Annotated in this window: 17 protein-coding genes; 11 read left to right on the top strand and 6 right to left on the bottom strand. The window is 65.1% G+C overall.

The genetic code is table 11. The annotated features are described in order from the left end of the window. Positions 1–131: 131 nt before the first annotated feature. On the bottom strand, positions 132–1,163 hold the full coding sequence (locus ACEQZD_RS12220) for an AraC family transcriptional regulator (RefSeq protein ID WP_370185848.1): 1,032 nt from the start codon (positions 1,161–1,163) through the stop codon (positions 132–134). Positions 1,164–1,248: 85 nt separating this feature from the next. On the opposite strand from ACEQZD_RS12220, the gene ACEQZD_RS12215 reads away from it, so the two are divergent. Further along, on the top strand, positions 1,249–2,112 hold the full coding sequence (locus tag ACEQZD_RS12215) for a metal-dependent hydrolase (protein WP_142949607.1): 864 nt from the start codon (positions 1,249–1,251) through the stop codon (positions 2,110–2,112). Between the two features lie 77 nt (positions 2,113–2,189). Then, positions 2,190–2,954 (top strand): carboxy-S-adenosyl-L-methionine synthase CmoA, encoded by a 765-nt coding sequence (gene cmoA / locus ACEQZD_RS12210; RefSeq protein WP_142949608.1) that lies wholly within the window; start codon positions 2,190–2,192, stop codon positions 2,952–2,954. Positions 2,955–3,064: 110 nt separating this feature from the next. On the opposite strand, the gene ACEQZD_RS12205 is transcribed toward cmoA, so the two are convergent. The 5 genes from ACEQZD_RS12205 to ACEQZD_RS12185 all read right to left on the bottom strand — a co-directional run bounded on the left by ACEQZD_RS12205 (position 3,065) and on the right by ACEQZD_RS12185 (position 7,588). Then, positions 3,065–4,063: a DUF2333 family protein gene (locus ACEQZD_RS12205; protein ID WP_142949609.1), complete on the bottom strand. Its 999-nt coding sequence runs from the start codon at positions 4,061–4,063 to the stop codon at positions 3,065–3,067. A 78-nt stretch (positions 4,064–4,141) separates the two neighbouring features. Beyond that, the gene (locus ACEQZD_RS12200; RefSeq protein ID WP_142949610.1) at positions 4,142–4,795 is read right to left on the bottom strand and encodes a class I SAM-dependent methyltransferase; all 654 of its coding nucleotides are present in this window, start codon (positions 4,793–4,795) and stop codon (positions 4,142–4,144) included. Between the two features lie 29 nt (positions 4,796–4,824). After that, positions 4,825–5,511, bottom strand: a complete 687-nt coding sequence (locus ACEQZD_RS12195; protein ID WP_185956949.1) for a lipopolysaccharide kinase InaA family protein — start codon at positions 5,509–5,511, stop codon at positions 4,825–4,827. 74 nt (positions 5,512–5,585) lie between these two features. Beyond that, positions 5,586–6,911, bottom strand: coding sequence for an ATP-binding protein (locus tag ACEQZD_RS12190; RefSeq protein WP_142949612.1), 1,326 nt, complete (start codon positions 6,909–6,911; stop codon positions 5,586–5,588). Beyond that, entirely contained in the window at positions 6,911–7,588 is a 678-nt protein-coding gene (locus tag ACEQZD_RS12185) for a response regulator transcription factor (RefSeq protein WP_142949613.1), read from the bottom strand. The genes ACEQZD_RS12190 and ACEQZD_RS12185 overlap by 1 nt, the downstream gene beginning before the upstream one ends. Before the next feature lie 245 nt (positions 7,589–7,833). Here ACEQZD_RS12185 and dsbD point away from each other — a divergent pair, with 245 nt between their 5' ends. From dsbD to purH, 9 genes are all read left to right on the top strand, one after another. Continuing rightward, positions 7,834–9,768, top strand: a complete 1,935-nt coding sequence (gene dsbD / locus ACEQZD_RS12180) for a protein-disulfide reductase DsbD (protein ID WP_142949614.1) — start codon at positions 7,834–7,836, stop codon at positions 9,766–9,768. 148 nt (positions 9,769–9,916) lie between these two features. Further along, positions 9,917–10,366, top strand: coding sequence for a type II 3-dehydroquinate dehydratase (gene aroQ, locus ACEQZD_RS12175; RefSeq protein ID WP_142947270.1), 450 nt, complete (start codon positions 9,917–9,919; stop codon positions 10,364–10,366). 2 nt (positions 10,367–10,368) lie between these two features. Continuing rightward, entirely contained in the window at positions 10,369–10,815 is a 447-nt protein-coding gene (accB, locus tag ACEQZD_RS12170; protein ID WP_142947271.1) for an acetyl-CoA carboxylase biotin carboxyl carrier protein, read from the top strand. Between the two features lie 12 nt (positions 10,816–10,827). Beyond that, a complete protein-coding gene (gene accC / locus ACEQZD_RS12165) occupies positions 10,828–12,171 on the top strand; it encodes an acetyl-CoA carboxylase biotin carboxylase subunit (protein WP_370185839.1) in 1,344 nt (447 codons plus the stop codon). Next, entirely contained in the window at positions 12,168–13,052 is an 885-nt protein-coding gene (gene prmA, locus ACEQZD_RS12160) for a 50S ribosomal protein L11 methyltransferase (RefSeq protein WP_370185836.1), read from the top strand. Before accC ends, prmA begins: the two co-directional genes overlap by 4 nt. Positions 13,053–13,125: 73 nt before the next feature. Next, positions 13,126–14,247 (top strand): DUF3426 domain-containing protein, encoded by a 1,122-nt coding sequence (locus ACEQZD_RS12155; RefSeq protein ID WP_370185833.1) that lies wholly within the window; start codon positions 13,126–13,128, stop codon positions 14,245–14,247. Positions 14,248–14,370: 123 nt separating this feature from the next. Continuing rightward, a complete protein-coding gene (dusB, locus tag ACEQZD_RS12150; RefSeq protein ID WP_142947275.1) occupies positions 14,371–15,411 on the top strand; it encodes a tRNA dihydrouridine synthase DusB in 1,041 nt (346 codons plus the stop codon). A 44-nt stretch (positions 15,412–15,455) separates the two neighbouring features. Further along, complete coding sequence (fis, locus tag ACEQZD_RS12145) at positions 15,456–15,737, top strand: DNA-binding transcriptional regulator Fis (protein ID WP_067606742.1); 282 nt, start codon at positions 15,456–15,458, stop codon at positions 15,735–15,737. Between the two features lie 65 nt (positions 15,738–15,802). Then, a complete protein-coding gene (gene purH / locus ACEQZD_RS12140; RefSeq protein ID WP_142947276.1) occupies positions 15,803–17,371 on the top strand; it encodes a bifunctional phosphoribosylaminoimidazolecarboxamide formyltransferase/IMP cyclohydrolase in 1,569 nt (522 codons plus the stop codon). Positions 17,372–17,377 lie beyond the last annotated feature (6 nt).

The raw sequence follows: 17,377 nt of genomic DNA, 5'->3' as shown, positions 1-17,377 counted from the left end.
GCCACCCGGCGGGATACCAGAGACGCTGTTTTGTGCCGTTTTTAAAGGCCTCTGGGATCCTGCCGGGAGCGTCGCTCCCTTTCGCGGGCAGGGCCCGCTCCAACAAATCTCTCCAAAAAACCTGCCTTTCTCTAGATCCCTTCCCGGTATTCCCTCGGTGTCTTACCGCTCCATCGCTTAAACGCGCGGGAGAAATTGGCGACGTCGTTGTAGCCCAGTGCGTAGGCGACTTCGCTGATGCGCGTGCCGCGTTCCCCCAGCAGCTTGCAGGCTTGCCGGTAGCGCGCTTCGTCCTGCAACTGTCGATAGGTGAGATCCGCCTGCTGCAGGTGGCGCTTGAGCGTGCGCGGCGAGGTGGCCAGCTGTTCGGCCATCTCGGCGAGCTCCGGCAGCGGCGCGTCGTGATCCCGCAGTATCGCGCGCACCCGCTCGGGCAACGGCCCTTCCTGATTGGCGCGCCAGCGCCGGAATTCCAGTTCGCACTGCTCCCGGGCCAGGGCTTCCGCCTGCGGGTCGGCCAGCCGCGGCCGCGCCGCCAGCAGCGCCTCGGAGACGATCAGCGCGTCCCGCGCCTGGCCATAGTGCACCGGCACCGGCACCGCCCTGCGCAGGGCCTCGGCGTGCGGCGGCGGCGCGCCCTGGAAGTGCACTTCCGCGCCCTCCGGGCTCGCTTCCAGCAGCTGCTCGAGCATGTAGACGAAGCCGATCACCATGGCCTCGATGACAAAGCTTTGGATCGGGCCGGGGCTGAAGTCGGTGCGGAAGCTGAGCGCCTGGCGCCGCTCGGCCAGGGGCACCCGCTCCACGCTCAGGAACGGCGCGCGCAGCCCCAGATAGCGGCGCGCCGCCTCCAGGCCGTCGTCCATGGTGGGGCTGGACAGCGCCAACAGCCCCACCGGCCCGTGCAGCGTGATGCGCATGGCGCGGGCGTAGCGGAAGCCGAGGCCGGCGTCGCCGACCAGCGCCAGCGCCGCTTCGGCGGCGGCGTCCGCCTGCTCCAGGGGCAACCGGTACTCGGAATCCAGCAGCTGCTCGCGCTTAAGGCCCAGCGTCTTCAGCAGCGCCGCCGGGTCATGCCCCAGATCGCGGAGGACATCGCACAGCAGCACCACATAGATGCCGGGAATACCGGGGGTGAACCAGGTCCGGCCTGAAACGACCACAGGTTGGCCCTCCACAACAAGACGGGAAGGCACGACTGGACCATAGTTGTTGACATCAATCAATGGCAGAAACCCCGGAGTCGCCATGAAACTGCTTTCCCGTTCCCGCCGCGCCGTTCAGCGTTTGCCGATTCGGCCGCGCCGCATGAACTTCCGTTTCAAAGGCCTGGAGAACACCCGCTACTGGTTCGACGACGATCCGGTGCTGACCCATTTCATGAACGTGCTGTCGGTGACCTTCCCGGACGGCGAGCGCTTCTTCGTGGATGCGGTGCGCGCCTTCCGCGACCGGGTCGACGACCCGCAGCGCCAGAAGGACATTTCCGGCTTTATCGGCCAGGAGGCGATGCACTCCCTGGAGCACCAGGCGTTCAACGATCTGGTGTCCGGCAAGGGCTATGAGGCGCTGGTGGAAAAAGCGCTGGGCGTAACCCGGCATCTGCTCGCCGGTGGCCGCAAGCACCTGAGCGCCGAGGAGCAATTGGCCGCCACCGCCGGCCTGGAGCACATCACCGCGATTCTCGCCGACACCATTCTGCGGCGCGGCGACATGGTGGAGAAAATGGATCCCTCAGTACGGGATCTGTGGGTGTGGCACTCCATCGAGGAGACCGAGCACAAGGCGGTGGCCTTCGACCTCTACCAGGACGTGGACGGCGGCTACTGGCGCCGCCAGCGCACCTTCTTTACCGGCACCGCCTATCTGATCGGTTTCAGCGCCTACTTCACCTGGCAGTTCCTGAAGCAGGACGGCGTTAACCGCCAGCCGCTGACCCTGGCCAAGGGCCTGTGGAAGATGTTCGGCTACCGGGGCGTGGTGAGCGCGGCGATCCCGGCCTGGTTCCAGTACCTGCGCCCGGACTTCCACCCCTGGCAGGACGACAACACCCACCTGCTGGACGCCTGGCGCGCCACCCTGCCCGAGCCGGCGGTGTCCGCCGCCGCCTGATCCGGTCCGCGAAAAAAATGGACAGCGGAAAACCGCCCCTTCATCCTTTGGGGCGGTTTTCAGCGTCAGGCGGACCCATGACTTCGGACAACGATCCCACTTCCAAACCTGTCTCCGGCAAGGACCGGCTGTTCGCCGAACAGGACCGGGCGATCAGCGACTTTGATTTCGGCGAAAGCACCGCCCGGGTGTTCGACGACATGCTGGATCGCAGCATCCCCCAGTACGGCGAACTGCAGCGCATGATCGGCGAGCTGGCCGGCGAATTCGCCACCCCCGGCTCGCGGGTCTACGACCTGGGCTGCTCCACCGGCCTCACCCTGAAAAGCCTGGACCGCACCGTGGACCCCGGCGCCACCCTGGTGGGCGTGGACTATTCCCCGGCGATGCTGGAAAAGGCCCGCGACAACCTCAGCGGCCCGCACCAGTCCGGCCGCCTGCGGCTGGAGCACGCCGACCTGAACGACGGCATCCACATCGAGAACGCGTCCGTAGTGGTCCTCAACCTGACCCTGCAGTTCGTGCGCCCGGTTAATCGGGAAAGCCTGCTGCGCTCGGTGGTCGACGGCCTCAATCCCGGCGGCGTGTTGATCCTGGTGGAAAAGGTGCTGGGCAGCGACGCCCTGCTCAACCGGCTGTGGATCAAGCTCTACTACGACATGAAAAAGCGCAACGGCTACTCGGAAACCGAGATCGCCAAGAAGCGGGAGGCGTTGGAGAACGTGCTGATTCCCTACCGCCCGGACGAGAACATCAAGATTCTCGCCCGCAGCGGTCTGGATAACGTGGATATGTTCTTTAAGTGGTACAACTTCGCTGGGTTTTTGGGGGTGAAGGCGTGATATACGCCGTGCCGGCCATCTCTGGCGACAGGCCGTGCCACTAGAGGGCCCGGCCCGGCCGTCCCTGGCCGGTCGTAAACCGCGCTGCGAAGCGGTGCTTCGGTCGCGGTTTACCCCTCCTGCAAGAGCTTCCGCAGGTCCACCAAGGAGGCGTTGGCGCGGGTGATGTAATTGGCCATCACCAGCGAGTGGTTGGCGAACACCCCGAAGCCGGAGCCGTTGAGAATCACCGGACTCCACAGGGTCTGCTGGGTGGCTTCCAGTTCGCGCACCATCTGCCGGAAGCTGACGGTGGCGTTCTTGCGGCGCAGCACGTCGGCGAAGTCCACTTCCACCGCGCGCATCAGCTGCACCAGCGCCCAGGACGCGCCGCGCGCTTCATAGAAAACGTTATCGATCTCCATCCAGCCGGTCTTCACGAAGCGCTCTTCCTTGTCCAGCTCGCCCACCGGGGTGTCGTTATCGGTGTTCAGCTGGGTGCGGCCGACGCTCTGGCTGAGGCTGAGGCTCAGGGAGCCGAGCCGGTTCTGTACTTCGTTGAGCCAGTAGTTGAGGTTGTCGGCGCGGGCGTAGAACTGGGCGCTGCCGTCCTGGCGCTTGAGGGCTTCCAGATAATTCTCCAGCGCGCGGATGCCGCGCCGGTACTCGCTCTCGGTGGCCGGCATGGCCCAGCTTTCCGCGTCGAAGTTGAACTGCGGCTCGGCGATGGCCAGGAAGGTGTCTTCCTGGCTTTGCGACTGGGAGCGGCTCATATCGCGGCGCATCACCCGGGTCACGTCACGCAACTGCACCAGCACGCCGAATTCCCAGGACGGCATGTTATCCAGCCACAGTCGGTGCGGCAGCATGTCGTTGCTGAGGTAACCGCCGGGCTTGTCGAGCAGGGTGCTGGCCACATGGATCACCTCCCGGGTCATGGTCTCCCCGGCCACCGCGCCGTCACGGCGGTTCACTTCCGACAGGTCCGGCTCCCAGCTCCAGTACCAACCGAGCGCCACGTCCACCAAAAGCAGGATCGCCAGGAGCCACAGCAGGCCTTTCCAGATACGGTTGTTCCTGGGGTCCAGCAACGTGTCTCCCACCTTCTGCCCGAATTTATCGTCCGTCATTGTCGTCCCCGAATATTGTACTTACCGCGAGGATAACAGAGTAACGTCAAGCGGCGGCGAAAGGCGACCTCAACGGATTCATGGCGCCGGAGCCCGCGCGAAATGCGCCAGCCGCAAGGCATGAAAGTACCCCCCTTGTGACTCGTCCCGTACCAGCATGAAACCGTGCGCGGCCATCTGAGCAACCAATTCCGCCTGCCTGGTATGGTTCTGCCGATGGCGCCGACCGCCGAGACGCCAGCGCAACCAGCGCCTTACACCGGTCAGGGACCAGGGGGTAAGATAGGAAATAAGAAGATGCTCACCACTGACCCGCGCCAGTTCGGCGACCAAGGCACGGCGGGTGTCGACGTCGGCGAAGTGATGCAGTAACCGGAAACACACCACGGCGCGAAAATGGCGATCCGCCCAGGGTAAGTGGAAGATATCCTGTTTCACCACCTCGGCATCGAAGCCCTGCTCGATCATCAGCGCCCGGGTATGCTCAACGGCGGCGGCGCCTAAATCCGTTGCGCTTACCCGCCACCCTTGCTTCGCCATCCAAAGACTCAGCCGGCCAGCCCCGCAGGGCGCGTCGAGAACCGGCTCGCCGGCGGGCAACGGCGGCATGACGCGGGCCACCAGGGCCATTTCGGCACGATGCTTGGCGGGTTTGCGCCGGCTGTACGCGGCCACGCTTTGCGGGTCCGATTTAACCCGCTCCATCGAGTGGGCAGTACGGAGATCATTCATCGTGATAGGTGCTCCAGAGGCAACGGGGATTAAAAGGTCGAAGCGGGAACCGGCCGAGCTGTCCCCGGTGCGCCATCGCTTATGCGCGCCAAGGCCGCGGGCGGAAGAAACCCGGCTCGTCGTGACAGTTGATCCAAATCCGCCCTCGACGCCGCGGCGCGTGATCGCCGACGGCGGCAACGCTCAAGATCAAGCATCCGCACCTCCAGGGTTTCCGGGTGTATCAGGAGGTGCGCCGGATAACAGGCGCCGTGCTGCCAGCGCTGGCCGTGCATCAACGCCAGGGCCGTCCCCAGCCGTGACGCCGCCGCCTGCAGGCGGCGGCCGCTTGTCATCTCGAATAATGTTTTTAGATCCATGAAGCCGGAGGGTTCCCGCGTCACCAGAATCGCGGCATCATCTCGCTCGGTGTACAGCAACCACTGGACCACCGGCACACCGGCCTGGGCAAGCCTGTTGAGCGCCAGAAATTCATGATAGTAAGTGGGTCGGGAACGCCAGGGGAAAGATCTCATTCGCCGTGTCTGGCGATACTGGCGCTTAACGTAGAACGTGTCGCCGTCACGGGTGACGCGAACCACGCCGCTCCAGCCGCCTTTACGAATATTGATGGGCTCCACCCAGTCGTGGGGCAGCGACCAGAGCGCATCAAAGTTATCCAAATGGTAACGCTCCAGAAGCTCTCTGGCGCCCTCTTCCACGACAAAAAAATTCACAGCCATCTCCGCATAGCCCAGGACCGTATTGGCTTACCATGCGAAAGAAGGCTTAAGGCAATCTGAAGAGAAGGTCAGGCGGCCGGCAAACGTAATTCAGCGGCCGCGGGGAGTTCTTGAGTTGCAAGCCGATAAGATAGAGAACCTCCGGCCAGGGCAAGAATACGTTCAACAATGGATAATCCCAGGCCTGCGCCGGCGACATCATGACGCCCCCGGCTGAACCGCCCGGAGAACTTCAACTGTTCGTCCGGGGTGAGTCCCGGGCCACCATCGATGATCAAAAACACGATCTGGTTGCCGCTGCGATAACCCGACACAACGATCTTCGAGCCCCGTGCCGAATATCGACAGGCGTTGTCGATAAGATTACGCAGCACTATCCGCAGCATCTCTTCCGGCAACAAAACATCCAGATCAGGCTCCAGATCCGCTTCAAGGTGGTGATCAAACTGTTCCGCGAGCGGCAGCATCAACGCCAGAGTATCCCGTACCACGCTATCGCCGTGACAACGGGGAAACTGTCGCGGCGACAACGCCGGATCCAGACGGCTCAATATCATCAACTGCTCAACGGTACGCGTAGCTCGATCAATCGCCAGGCGGAGCTGGCCAAGAGAGTGCTCCACCTCCTGGGGGTCGGCCAGTTCGATGGCGTTCTCGGTATGCAGGCGCAATGCCATCAGCAGCGTGCGCAGCTCGTGAGCGGCATCCGCTGTGAATCGCTTCTCGCGGTCAAGTGTGTCCACCAGCCGTGCCAACAGGCTGTTTATCGCTTCCGTCAGAGGGGCCAGTTCACGCACGGAGCGGTGGGGCACCGGCGCCATGTTATCCGCATCGCGGGCAGCAACCGAACCGGCCAGGCGGGTTAAGGGCATCAAACCGCGGCGTACGGCGAGCCAGATCAGTAGCAACACGATCGGCACACTCAGCGCATAAGGCGCGAGTACCGTGGCGGCCATGTTCTTCACCAACGAGCGCCTCGCCGCGTCGCTCTCCGCGACCACCACCCAGCGGCCGCCGGACAAGGGAACCGCATAGGCATGCCAGCCACCGATCTCCTGGTAACGACCGCCTTCCTCGATGTCCTCGAGGCGCACCAACGGGTCGAGCGGGGCACCATCGCTGGCCAGAACCAGGCGTCCCTGCCGCCACATCTGATAGACGAAATAGCGCTGGTAGCGATGTTCGGACGCGTCCAGACGCGCCACCGACGGGTCGGGCATATGGCCATCGCGCCAAAACGACGCCATCAGACGCCCGCTCTGGACGAGCTCGGCGTCATATTGTTCGTCCAATTCGTGATAAAGCGTGTGGTAGGTTCCAAACAGCAGCAAAACACCACTGCCGATGATCACCGTCACCAGGGCCGTCATCAGGAAACCACGAATGGAAAACATCACCCTGCTCCGGAAGCCGCCGGCGTCACCAGCATATAACCGACCCCCCGAATCGTTTTAATCGCCTCGCTGCCGAGCTTGCGCCGCAGGTGGTGGATGTGCACCTCCAGAGCGTTGCTTTCGACTTCATCGCTCCAGCCGTATAACGCCTGTTCCAGGTAATCACGGGTGAATACCCGGCCAGGCTGACGAGCCAGTTCCACCAGCAGTGCCAGCTCCCGGCGCGGCAGACGCAGCGGCTCTCCGGCACGGGATATGGTCATGGCGTCGGGATCAATCAACAAATCGCCCACCTCCAACAACGCCCGCGACGGCTCCACGCCGCGCCGCAGACGCGCCCGCAGCCGGGCTCGCAGTTCGTCGACTGAAAACGGCTTCACCAGATAGTCGTCGGCACCGGCGTCCAGACCGACAATCCGATCATCAAGCCTGTCGCGGGCGCTGATCACGATCACCGGCACCGGCATACGCCGTTCCCGAAGCAACCGCAGGGCTTGCAAACCGTCCAGCCCGGGAAGGCCGATGTCCAGCAACACGGCGTCAAAGTGGCCATCGGTCAACGCCGCCAGCACCTGATCCCCCCGCGACACGTGATCGACGGTGTAGCCATCATGGCGTAGCGCGCGAGCCAACCCGTCGGCCAGCAATTCGTCATCCTCTACCAGCAGGACACGCATTCAAAGAACTCCCGGAAGGGCAAATCGATATATAGTTCGCATGCGTCCGGCTCCTCGCCCGGGGTACCACGAGTTTTGCACGCTCTCCCGGTAACAGCCAGAATAACCCGCCCCAGGTTGATCGCCATGGCACGGGGGGAGTCTTACGACGCCGTCTTAACGTTATCTTAAAGCCCGGCTCCCAGTCTTGTCGGAACCTCGGACGCCAGAGGACATCCAACAGACGGAATCGGTGGGAGAAACGCATGAGGTTTTCACAGACGCGAGCCTTGATCCTGGGCCTGGTCGCTCTTTGCCTGGCGCTGCCTTATTCAGCACAGGCGCTGTCCCTGGGCGGCGGAAATGACCCCTTCGGTGGCGACGATGAGCGCCTGCCCAACGTGGACGAAGCGATCCAGGTGGTGCCCGACGCGGACTGGGACCGCCAGCAGCTGCTGGTCAGCTTCAGCATGCTCGACCGGGTCTACCTCTACCGCCACCGCCTCGACTTCACCCTGCGCGACGCCAACGGCAACCTGCTGAACGGCTTCGACGACCTGGAACTGCCCCCCGGCGAGGCCAAGACCGACGAAATCTACGGCGACGTTAACGTGTTCTTCGGCCAGCTCGACGTGCGCCTGCCGCTGGACAGCGTGCCCCTGGCCGACACCGAGCTAGAGGTGCAATACCAGGGCTGTATCGAGGACAAGCTGTGCTACCCGCCGGAGGTACGCACCTTCTCGTTCAGCGCGCCCGGCCCGGAGCGCGCACCGGCGACCACCGTCCCGGCAAGCGACGCCTCGGCGGCCGGCGAGCCCCGCGACGACGAGGACAGCTTTTTCAGCATTCTGCTCTCCGAAGACGCCAACGCCTTCAACAGCTGGATGCACGACCGCAACCTGGGCCTGATCGTGGTGCTGTTCTTCGCCGGCGGCCTGCTGCTCGCCTTCACCCCCTGCGTGTTCCCCATGGTGCCGATCCTGTCCGGTATCATCGCCGGGCAAAGCGATTCCAGCGCCCGCCGCGGCTTTATACTCAGCTGCGCCTATGTGCTCGGCGTGGCGGTGCCTTACACCCTGGCCGGCCTGCTGGTGGCGGTGTTCGGCGCCGGCCTCAACCTTCAGTTTCTGCTCCAGCAGCCGGCGGCCATCCTCACCAGCGTGGTGATCTTCGTGCTGCTGGCACTGTCCATGTTCGGGCTCTATGAGCTTCAGTTACCGGAGCGGCTGCGCAACCGGCTCAACAACGCCGGGCCCAACGGCCGCGGCGGGCTGGGCGGCGCCGTGCTAATGGGCGTGATTTCCGCCCTGGTGGTGTCCCCCTGCGTCACCCCGATCCTGGCCGGCGCCCTGCTCTACGTGGCCGGCACCGGCGACGCGGTCACCGGCGCCGCCTCGCTGTTCGCCCTGGCCCTGGGCATGGGCGTGCCGTTGATCATCTTCGGCACCGGCGGCGGCCATTTCCTGCCCCGCGCCGGCCAGTGGATGGAAGACATCAAACGCTTCTTCGGCGTCGTCATGCTGGGCGTGGCCATCTGGCTGCTCGACCGCATTGTCAGCGACACCCTGACGCTGGCCTTCTACGGCCTGTTGCTGGCGGTGTACGGCGTGCAGCTGGGCGCCCTGGAACCGGTGCGCGAAGGCGGCTCGCGTCTGAAACGGGGCCTCGCCCTGGTGCTGGCCCTGTACGGCGCGATCATGGTGGTGGGCGCCGCCGGCGGCGGCAGCGACCCCTGGCAGCCGCTCAAACCCCTCACCCAGCCGCAAACCGAAAGCAGCGGCCAGGCCGGCGGCGACAACACCGCCGCCACGGCGGACGACGGCCAGCACGGCCCCTGGATCGACGTGGACGGCCGCCAGGGCCTGCGCGACGCCCTGGCCCGCTCCGCCGACGCGGACAAACCGGTGCTGGTGGATTTCTTCGCCGAATGGTGCGTGGCCTGCAAGGTCATGGAAGACACCACCCTCAGCGACCCGCGCGTGCTCGACGCCATGGCCGGCTACGACCTCTACCGGGTCGACATCACCGAGATCAACCAGGAAAACCAGAACATCATGGCCGACTACGACATCTTCGGCCTGCCCAGCTTCGTGTTCTTCGCCCCCGACGGCGAAGAGGTGCCCGAATCCCGCGTGCTGGGCGAGATGGACAGCGAGCGTTTTCTGAAGCATCTGGAGCGGCGCGTGACGCCGCATCTATGACCCCGCGCACATACATGTAACCAATGGTGTAAAGTCCTTTTTTCCTTCATGAGATACCCTTAGACTCCCAAATATAGGGAAAAGTCGGACAAACTGGCTTTTTGCCACACGTTCAACGCAGATAACGACAAATTCAGGGGTATACGCCTTGGCTAGCATCCTCGTCCTGCACGGGCCCAACCTGAACCTGCTGGGCCGCCGCGAGCCGGACCAGTACGGCGCCGCCACCCTGGCGGAGATCGATCAGGCACTGATGGACCAGGCCGCCGAGGCCGGACACCACCTGCAGCATCTGCAAAGCAACGCCGAGTACGAACTGATCGAACGCATCCACGGCGCCCCCGCGGAAGGCATCGATTTCATTCTGTTCAACCCGGCCGCGTTCACCCACACCAGCGTGGCACTGCGCGACGCTCTGCTGGCGGTGCGGATTCCGTTCATCGAGGTGCACCTGTCCAACGTGCACCGCCGTGAAACCTTCCGGCACCACTCTTACTTCTCCGACATCGCCGAGGGCGTCATTTGCGGCCTGGGCGCCACCGGCTACCGGCTGGCGCTGGCCGCCGCTCTGGAAAAACTGGATCAGGCACAGGAATGAGCATGGACATTCGAAAAATCAAGAAGCTGATCGAACTGCTGGAAGAGTCCGGCATTGAAGAACTGGAAATTCAGGAAGGCGAGGAATCCGTGCGCATCAGCCGTGGCAGCCGCCACGCGGCGCCGGTGTACGCCCCGCAGCCCTCGGCCCCCGCGCCCGCACCGGCGGCCCCGGCTCCGGAAGCAGCAGCCCCGGCCCAGGACGACACCCCCAGCGGCCATATGGTGCGCTCGCCGATGGTCGGCACCTTCTACCGCTCCCCGTCCCCGGGCGCGGCCTCGTTCGTGGAGGTGGGCCAGAAAGTGAAAGCCGGCGACGTGCTGTGCATCGTCGAGGCGATGAAGATGATGAACCAGATCGAGGCGGACAAATCCGGCACCATCGACGCCATTCTCGTGGAGGACGGCGAGCCGGTGGAATTCGACCAGCCCCTGTTCTCCATCGTTTAACGGGGGTTGCCCATGCTGGAAAAAGTACTGATTGCCAACCGAGGCGAAATCGCCCTGCGGATTCTGCGCGCCTGTAAAGAGATGGGCATTCGCACCGTGGCGGTGTATTCCAAGGCCGACCGGGATCTGATGCACGTGCGCCTGGCGGACGAGGCGGTCTGCATCGGCCCGGCCCCGTCGGCCAATTCCTACCTGAACATCCCGGCGATCATCAGCGCCGCGGAGGTCACCGACGCCGACGCCATCCATCCCGGCTACGGTTTCCTGGCGGAAAACGCGGACTTCGCCGAGAGCGTCGAACGCTCCGGCTTTATCTTCATCGGGCCGCGCGCGGAAACCATCCGCCTGATGGGCAACAAGGTGTCCGCCATTGAAGCGATGAAGAAAGCCGGTGTGCCCACGGTGCCCGGCTCCAGCGGTTCAGTGGGCGACGACGCCGACGCGGCGCTGATGATGGCCGAGGAGATCGGCTACCCGGTGATCATCAAGGCGGCCTCCGGCGGCGGCGGGCGCGGCATGCGCGTGGTGGAAAGCCGCGACCAGCTGCTCAACGCCATCACCCTGACCCGCTCGGAAGCCAAGAACGCCTTCGGTGACGCCACCGTCTACATGGAAAAGTTTCTGCAGAGACCGCGCCATGTGGAAATCCAGGTGCTGTCCGACGGCGCCGGCCACGCCATTCACCTGGGCGACCGGGACTGCTCCCTGCAGCGCCGCCACCAGAAAGTGGTGGAGGAAGCGCCGGCCCCGGACATCCCCCTGCATTTGAAGAACGAAGTGGCGAAACGCTGCGTGGACGCCTGCAAGGAGATCAACTACCGCGGCGCCGGCACCTTCGAATTCCTCTACGAGGACGAGCGCTTCTACTTCATCGAGATGAACACCCGCGTGCAGGTGGAACACCCGGTCAGTGAAATGATCACCGGCGTGGACATCGTCAAGGAACAGCTGCGCATCGCCGGCGACAACGCCCTCAGGCTGAAGCAGGAGGACGTCACCTTCCTCGGCCATGCCATCGAAGTGCGCGTCAACGCCGAGGATCCGGTCACCTTCGTGCCCAGCCCCGGCCGCATCAGCTACTTCCACGCCCCCGGCGGCAACGGCGTGCGGGTGGACTCCCACGTCTACGGCGGCTACACGGTACCGCCCTACTACGACTCGCTGATCGGCAAGCTGATCACCTGGGGCGAAAACCGGGACGTGGCGTTCGCGCGCATGCGCAACGCCCTGGATGAAATCGTGGTGGAGGGCATCAAGACCAACGTGGCCCTGCACCGGGACAAGATTTTCCGCGACCCCGCGTTCCAGAAAGGCGGCGTGGACATCCACCACCTGGAGAAGAAGCTCGGTTCATGAGCTGGCTTCAGCTCCACATCGCCACCGACCCGGACCACGCCGACGCTTTCCAGGACGCCCTGGAAGCGCTCGGCGCCGGCGCGGTGACGCTCACCGACGGCGCCGACCAGCCGGTCTTCGAGCCGCCCCCGGGGGCCCGCCCCCTGTGGCGCACCACCGTGGTCACCGCCCTGTTCAGCGACGACACCGACACCGACGCCATCCTGGCCCGCCTGGGCGAGCAGGGTCTGGTGTTCGCCGATCACCGTGTCGAAGCACTGGCCGACCAGGCCTGGGAACGGGCCTGGATGGACGACTTCCAGCCCATGCGCTTCGGCGAGCGGCTGTGGATCGTACCCAGCTGGAGCGACCCGCCGCAGCCGGACGCGGTCAATCTCAAGCTGGACCCGGGCCTGGCGTTCGGCACCGGCACCCATGACACCACCGCCCTGTGCCTGGAGTGGCTGGAGCAGACCGACCTGGACGGCAAGCAGGTGCTGGACTTCGGCTGCGGCTCCGGGGTGCTGGCGATCGCCGCGCTGCTGCTGGGCGCGGAGCGGGCGCTGGGCACCGACATCGACCATCAGGCGCTCACCGCCAGCGCCGACAACGCCGCCGCCAACGGCGTCGGCGAGCGGCTCGATCTGTGCCTGCCGGAGGCCCTGGCCACCGACTATCAGTGCGACCTGCTGGTGGCCAATATTCTCGCCGCGCCGCTGATCGAGCTGGCGCCGGCGCTGGCGGGCCGCTGCCGCCCGGGCGCGCCGATGGCGCTGTCCGGCATCCTCGCCGATCAGGCGCAAAGCGTGCGCGACGCCTACGCGCCCTGGTTCGATCTCAGCCCCACCCGGCAGCGCGGCGACTGGGTGCGGGTGGACGGGGTTCGCAAGGCGGACAGATAAGCGGCCGCGGCGCTTGCCGCCACCCCCTGTTTTTCTGTACAACAAACTTTCTATCCCTCAAAACATAAAAACCATGGCCGGCCAGTACAAAACCCGCTGCCCGCATTGCGGTGCCCAATTCAAGATCAGCGACGAGCACCTGGGGCAGGCCCGGGGTGCGGTGCGCTGTGGTTCCTGTCTGCAGATCTTCCAGGCCACCGATCACTTCGTCGGCGAAACGCCGGCGCGGCCCCACGCCGATGACAACGACACCGCCCCCACCGGCGATAACGCCGGGCAATGGCAGTACGCCCTCGACGACGACGAGGACACCGACGGCCGGGACGACGGCAAAAAAAGCGGCGGCTTCGGCGATAGCGAGCTGAGCGATTCGTTCCTGTCCCTGGACCGCGACGGCGACGAAGGGCTGGGTGAGGACTTCTCGGACATGGAAGGCGCCGGCCGGGCCGGCGGCAGCGACGACACCGATGAAGCCTGGGCGGAAGCGCTGCTGGAAGACCTGGACGACGAGGACGAGCCGGCCCCGGCCAGCGCGCCGCCGCCGAAACCCCGCCCGGCGGCCGCGTCCCGCCCGGACCCGATCAGCGAACACGACGACCAGTTCGAGTTTCTGAACAGCACCCCGACCCGGCGCCATAAAGTCGCCAACGAGCGCCTGGACTACATGGCGGCGCCACCCTCCGGACCGGCGGTGACCGCCAAATGGGCGCTGCTGTCGGTGCTCGCCCTGGTGCTGCTGGCGGCTCAATACGCCTTCTTCCATTTCGACACCCTGGCGCGCTCGCCGCAGTGGCGGCCGCTCTACGCGGAGGCCTGCCAGCTGCTCGGTTGCCAGTTGCCGCTGCAGACCGACCTGAGCCGACTGCGCGGCGCCAACCTGGTGGTGCGCAGCCATCCGCACTACCAGAACGCCCTGATGGTGGATGCGCTGCTGTTCAATGAGGGCGACTGGCCGCAGCCGTTCCCGGCGCTGGAGCTGACCTTCAAGGATCTGCGCGGCGACACCGTGGCCATGCGCCGCTTCGCGCCGTCGGAATATCTGCGCGGCGAGCTGGCCGGGCTGGACGCCATGCCGGTGGATACCCCGGTGCACATTGCCCTGGAAATCGTCGATCCCGGCGAGCGCGCGGTGAACTACAACCTGCGCCTGCGCGCCCCCGCGCCGCCGTCGTCCCGGGTGTCCCAGCGGCCCTGATTGATCACGGGCCTTTCCCCCGGCGCTCCGGGTCACTATCATTGTCGCCCCGCGCGGCCCGCGCGGGGCACTTTCAACAGTGTTCCAGGCGACACCTGACTGCCAACCGAACCCGAATCCAGCATGCAAATCGGCTCCTACCTGCTCCCCAACCCCTTGATTCTCGCGCCCATGGCCGGCGTGACGGATCGTCCTTTCCGGCATTTATGCCGGGAGCTGGGCGCCGGGCTGGTGGTGTCCGAAATGGTGACTTCCGACACCCGGCTGTGGGACACCCGCAAGTCCGCCCACCGGCTCGACCATAGCGGCGAGCCGGGGCCGGTGTCGGTGCAGATCGCCGGCGGCGAACCGGACATGCTGGCGCACGCGGCCCGGGCCAATGTGGACCGGGGCGCGCAGATCATCGATATCAACATGGGCTGCCCGGCGAAAAAGGTGTGCAAGCGCGCCGCCGGCTCCGCACTGCTTTCCGACCCGGACCTGGTGGCCCGGATTCTGGACGCGGTGGTGGCGGCGGTGGACGTGCCGGTGACCCTGAAAATCCGCACCGGCCCGACCCGCGACGATCGCAATGCCGTGGCCATCGCCCGCATCGCCGAGCAGGCCGGTATCCAGGCGCTGGCGATCCATGGACGCACCCGCGCCGACAAGTTCAACGGCGAGGCGGAGTTCCACACCGTCCGCGACGTTGTGGCCGCGGTGGGCATCCCTGTTATCGCCAACGGTGATATCAATTCGCCACAAAAAGCCCAACGGATACTGGAAACCACGGGTGCCAGTGGTATCATGATCGGCCGCGCTGCCCAGGGTAATCCCTGGATCTTCCAGGACACCGTGCATTACCTGGATCACGGTCGGCTGCCCCCGGCGCCGAAGGTCGAAGACGTGGCTGCCCGCGTCCTCGCGCACCTGATCGACCTGCATCGCTTTTACGGGGACTACTCCGGCGTGCGCATCGCCCGCAAGCATCTGGGCTGGTATACGCAACACCTGCCCGGCGGGGAAGATTTTCGGCGCGGGTTCAACAGACTGGAAAAGGCCGGCCAACAACGGCGGGCCATTGAGCAGTTTTTCCAACAGATCAGCGCCCTCGGCGACCGGATTCGAATCGGTGGCTACGGCGAGGTGTCTGCCCGGAACAAAGACGGAGCATTGGCCGCATGACCCTTTCTTCAATGAAGACCGCTGCTGCACGGACACTGACAGAAATGAATACCGCTGAATCGCGCAAACCCCATCTCACGCTGGCCCGCAGCGAAACCCACGACACGCTGCGCAACTGCGTGCGACGGTCGCTCGCCGATTACTTCAACCAGCTGGAAGGCGAGCCGGTCAGCGAGCTGTATCAGATGGTGCTGGCGGAAATGGAAATCCCTCTGCTTGAGAAAGTTCTCGAGTACACCCGCGGCAACCAGACCAAGGCCGCCGAGCTGCTGGGCCTGAACCGCGGCACGCTGCGCAAGAAACTCAAGCAATACGGCTTGCTCTGAACGCAACCCGTGACGACAGGGGCAGTTTCCGACTGCCCCTTTCTTATTTTTAAGGTGATCATCCCATGAGCAAGGCCGTTGAACGCGCGCTGATCAGCGTCTCGGATAAAACCGGCATCGTCGATTTCGCCCGCGCCCTCGCCGACCGGGGCGTGGAGCTGTTGTCCACCGGCGGTACCTTCCGCGCCATCCAGGAAGCGGGCATCGCGGTACGCGAAGTGTCCGACTACACCGGCTTCCCGGAAATGATGGACGGCCGGGTGAAAACCCTGCACCCCAAGGTGCACGGCGGCATCCTCGGCCGGCGCGGCCAGGACGATGCGGTGATGGCGGATAACGACATTCGCCCCATCGACCTGGTGGTGGTCAACCTCTACCCCTTTGAACAGACCGTGGCGCGGCCCGACTGCAGCCTCGAGGACGCCATCGAGAACATCGACATCGGCGGCCCCACCATGGTGCGCTCGGCGGCCAAGAACCACGCCCATGTGGGCATCGTCACCGACGCCGGCGACTACGCCCGCGTGCTCGACGATCTGAACGGCAACGGCGGCGCCCTGTCCGACGGCCTGCGTTTCGACCTGGCGATCAAGGCGTTCGAGCACACCGCCGCCTACGACAGCGCCATCGCCAACCACTTCGGCAAGCTGGTGGGCGAGGACAATCAGGATTTCCCGCGCACCATCAACCTGAACTTCAAGAAAGCCCAGGGCATGCGCTACGGCGAGAACCCCCACCAGAAAGCGGCTTTCTATGTGGAGCGTCAGCCCGGCCAGGCGTCCGTGGCCACCGCCCGCCAGCTGCAGGGCAAGGCGCTCAGCTACAACAACATCGCCGACACCGACGCCGCCCTGGAGTGCGTGAAGTCCTTCAGCAAGCCGGCCTGCGTGATCGTCAAACACGCCAACCCGTGCGGCGTGGCGGTCAGCCTGGAGGGCATCGACCAGGCCTACGAGCTGGCCTTCGCCACCGACCCGGAAAGCGCCTTCGGCGGCATCATCGCCTTTAACCGGGAACTGGACGCGGCCACCGCCAAGGCGATCGTCGACCGCCAGTTCGTGGAAGTGATCATCGCGCCCAAGGTGTCCGAAGAAGCCCTGGCCATCACCGCCGCCAAGAAGAACGTGCGCGTGCTGGTGTGCGGCGAATGGGACGGCGCCACCGCCGGCGGCCTGGACTACAAGCGCGTCAACGGCGGCCTGCTGGTGCAGGACCGGGACGTGGGGATGATCACCGAGAAAGACCTCAAGGTGGTGACCAAGCGCGCCCCCACCGAGGCGGAACTGCACGACGCCATTTTCGCCTGGAAGGTGGCCAAGTTCGTCAAGTCCAACGCCATCGTCTACGCCAAGAACCGGCAGACCGTGGGCGTCGGCGCCGGCCAGATGAGCCGCGTTAATTCCGCGCGCATCGCCGCCATCAAGGCCGAGCACGCGGGTCTGGAAGTGGCCGGTTCGGTGATGGCCTCCGACGCCTTCTTCCCGTTCCGCGACGGCCTGGACAACGCCGGCAAGGCGGGCATCCGCTGCGTGATCCAGCCGGGCGGCTCGATCCGCGACGAGGAAGTGATCGCCGCCGCCGACGAAGCGGACATCGCCATGGTGTTCACCGGCATGCGGCATTTCCGGCACTAAGCAAGG

Source organism: Alloalcanivorax sp., assembly GCF_964221125.1.
GTDB lineage: Bacteria > Pseudomonadota > Gammaproteobacteria > Pseudomonadales > Alcanivoracaceae > Alloalcanivorax > Alloalcanivorax venustensis.
The sequence above is the reverse complement of the archived record's forward strand: the minus strand, read 5'-3'. Positions and strand labels throughout refer to the sequence as shown.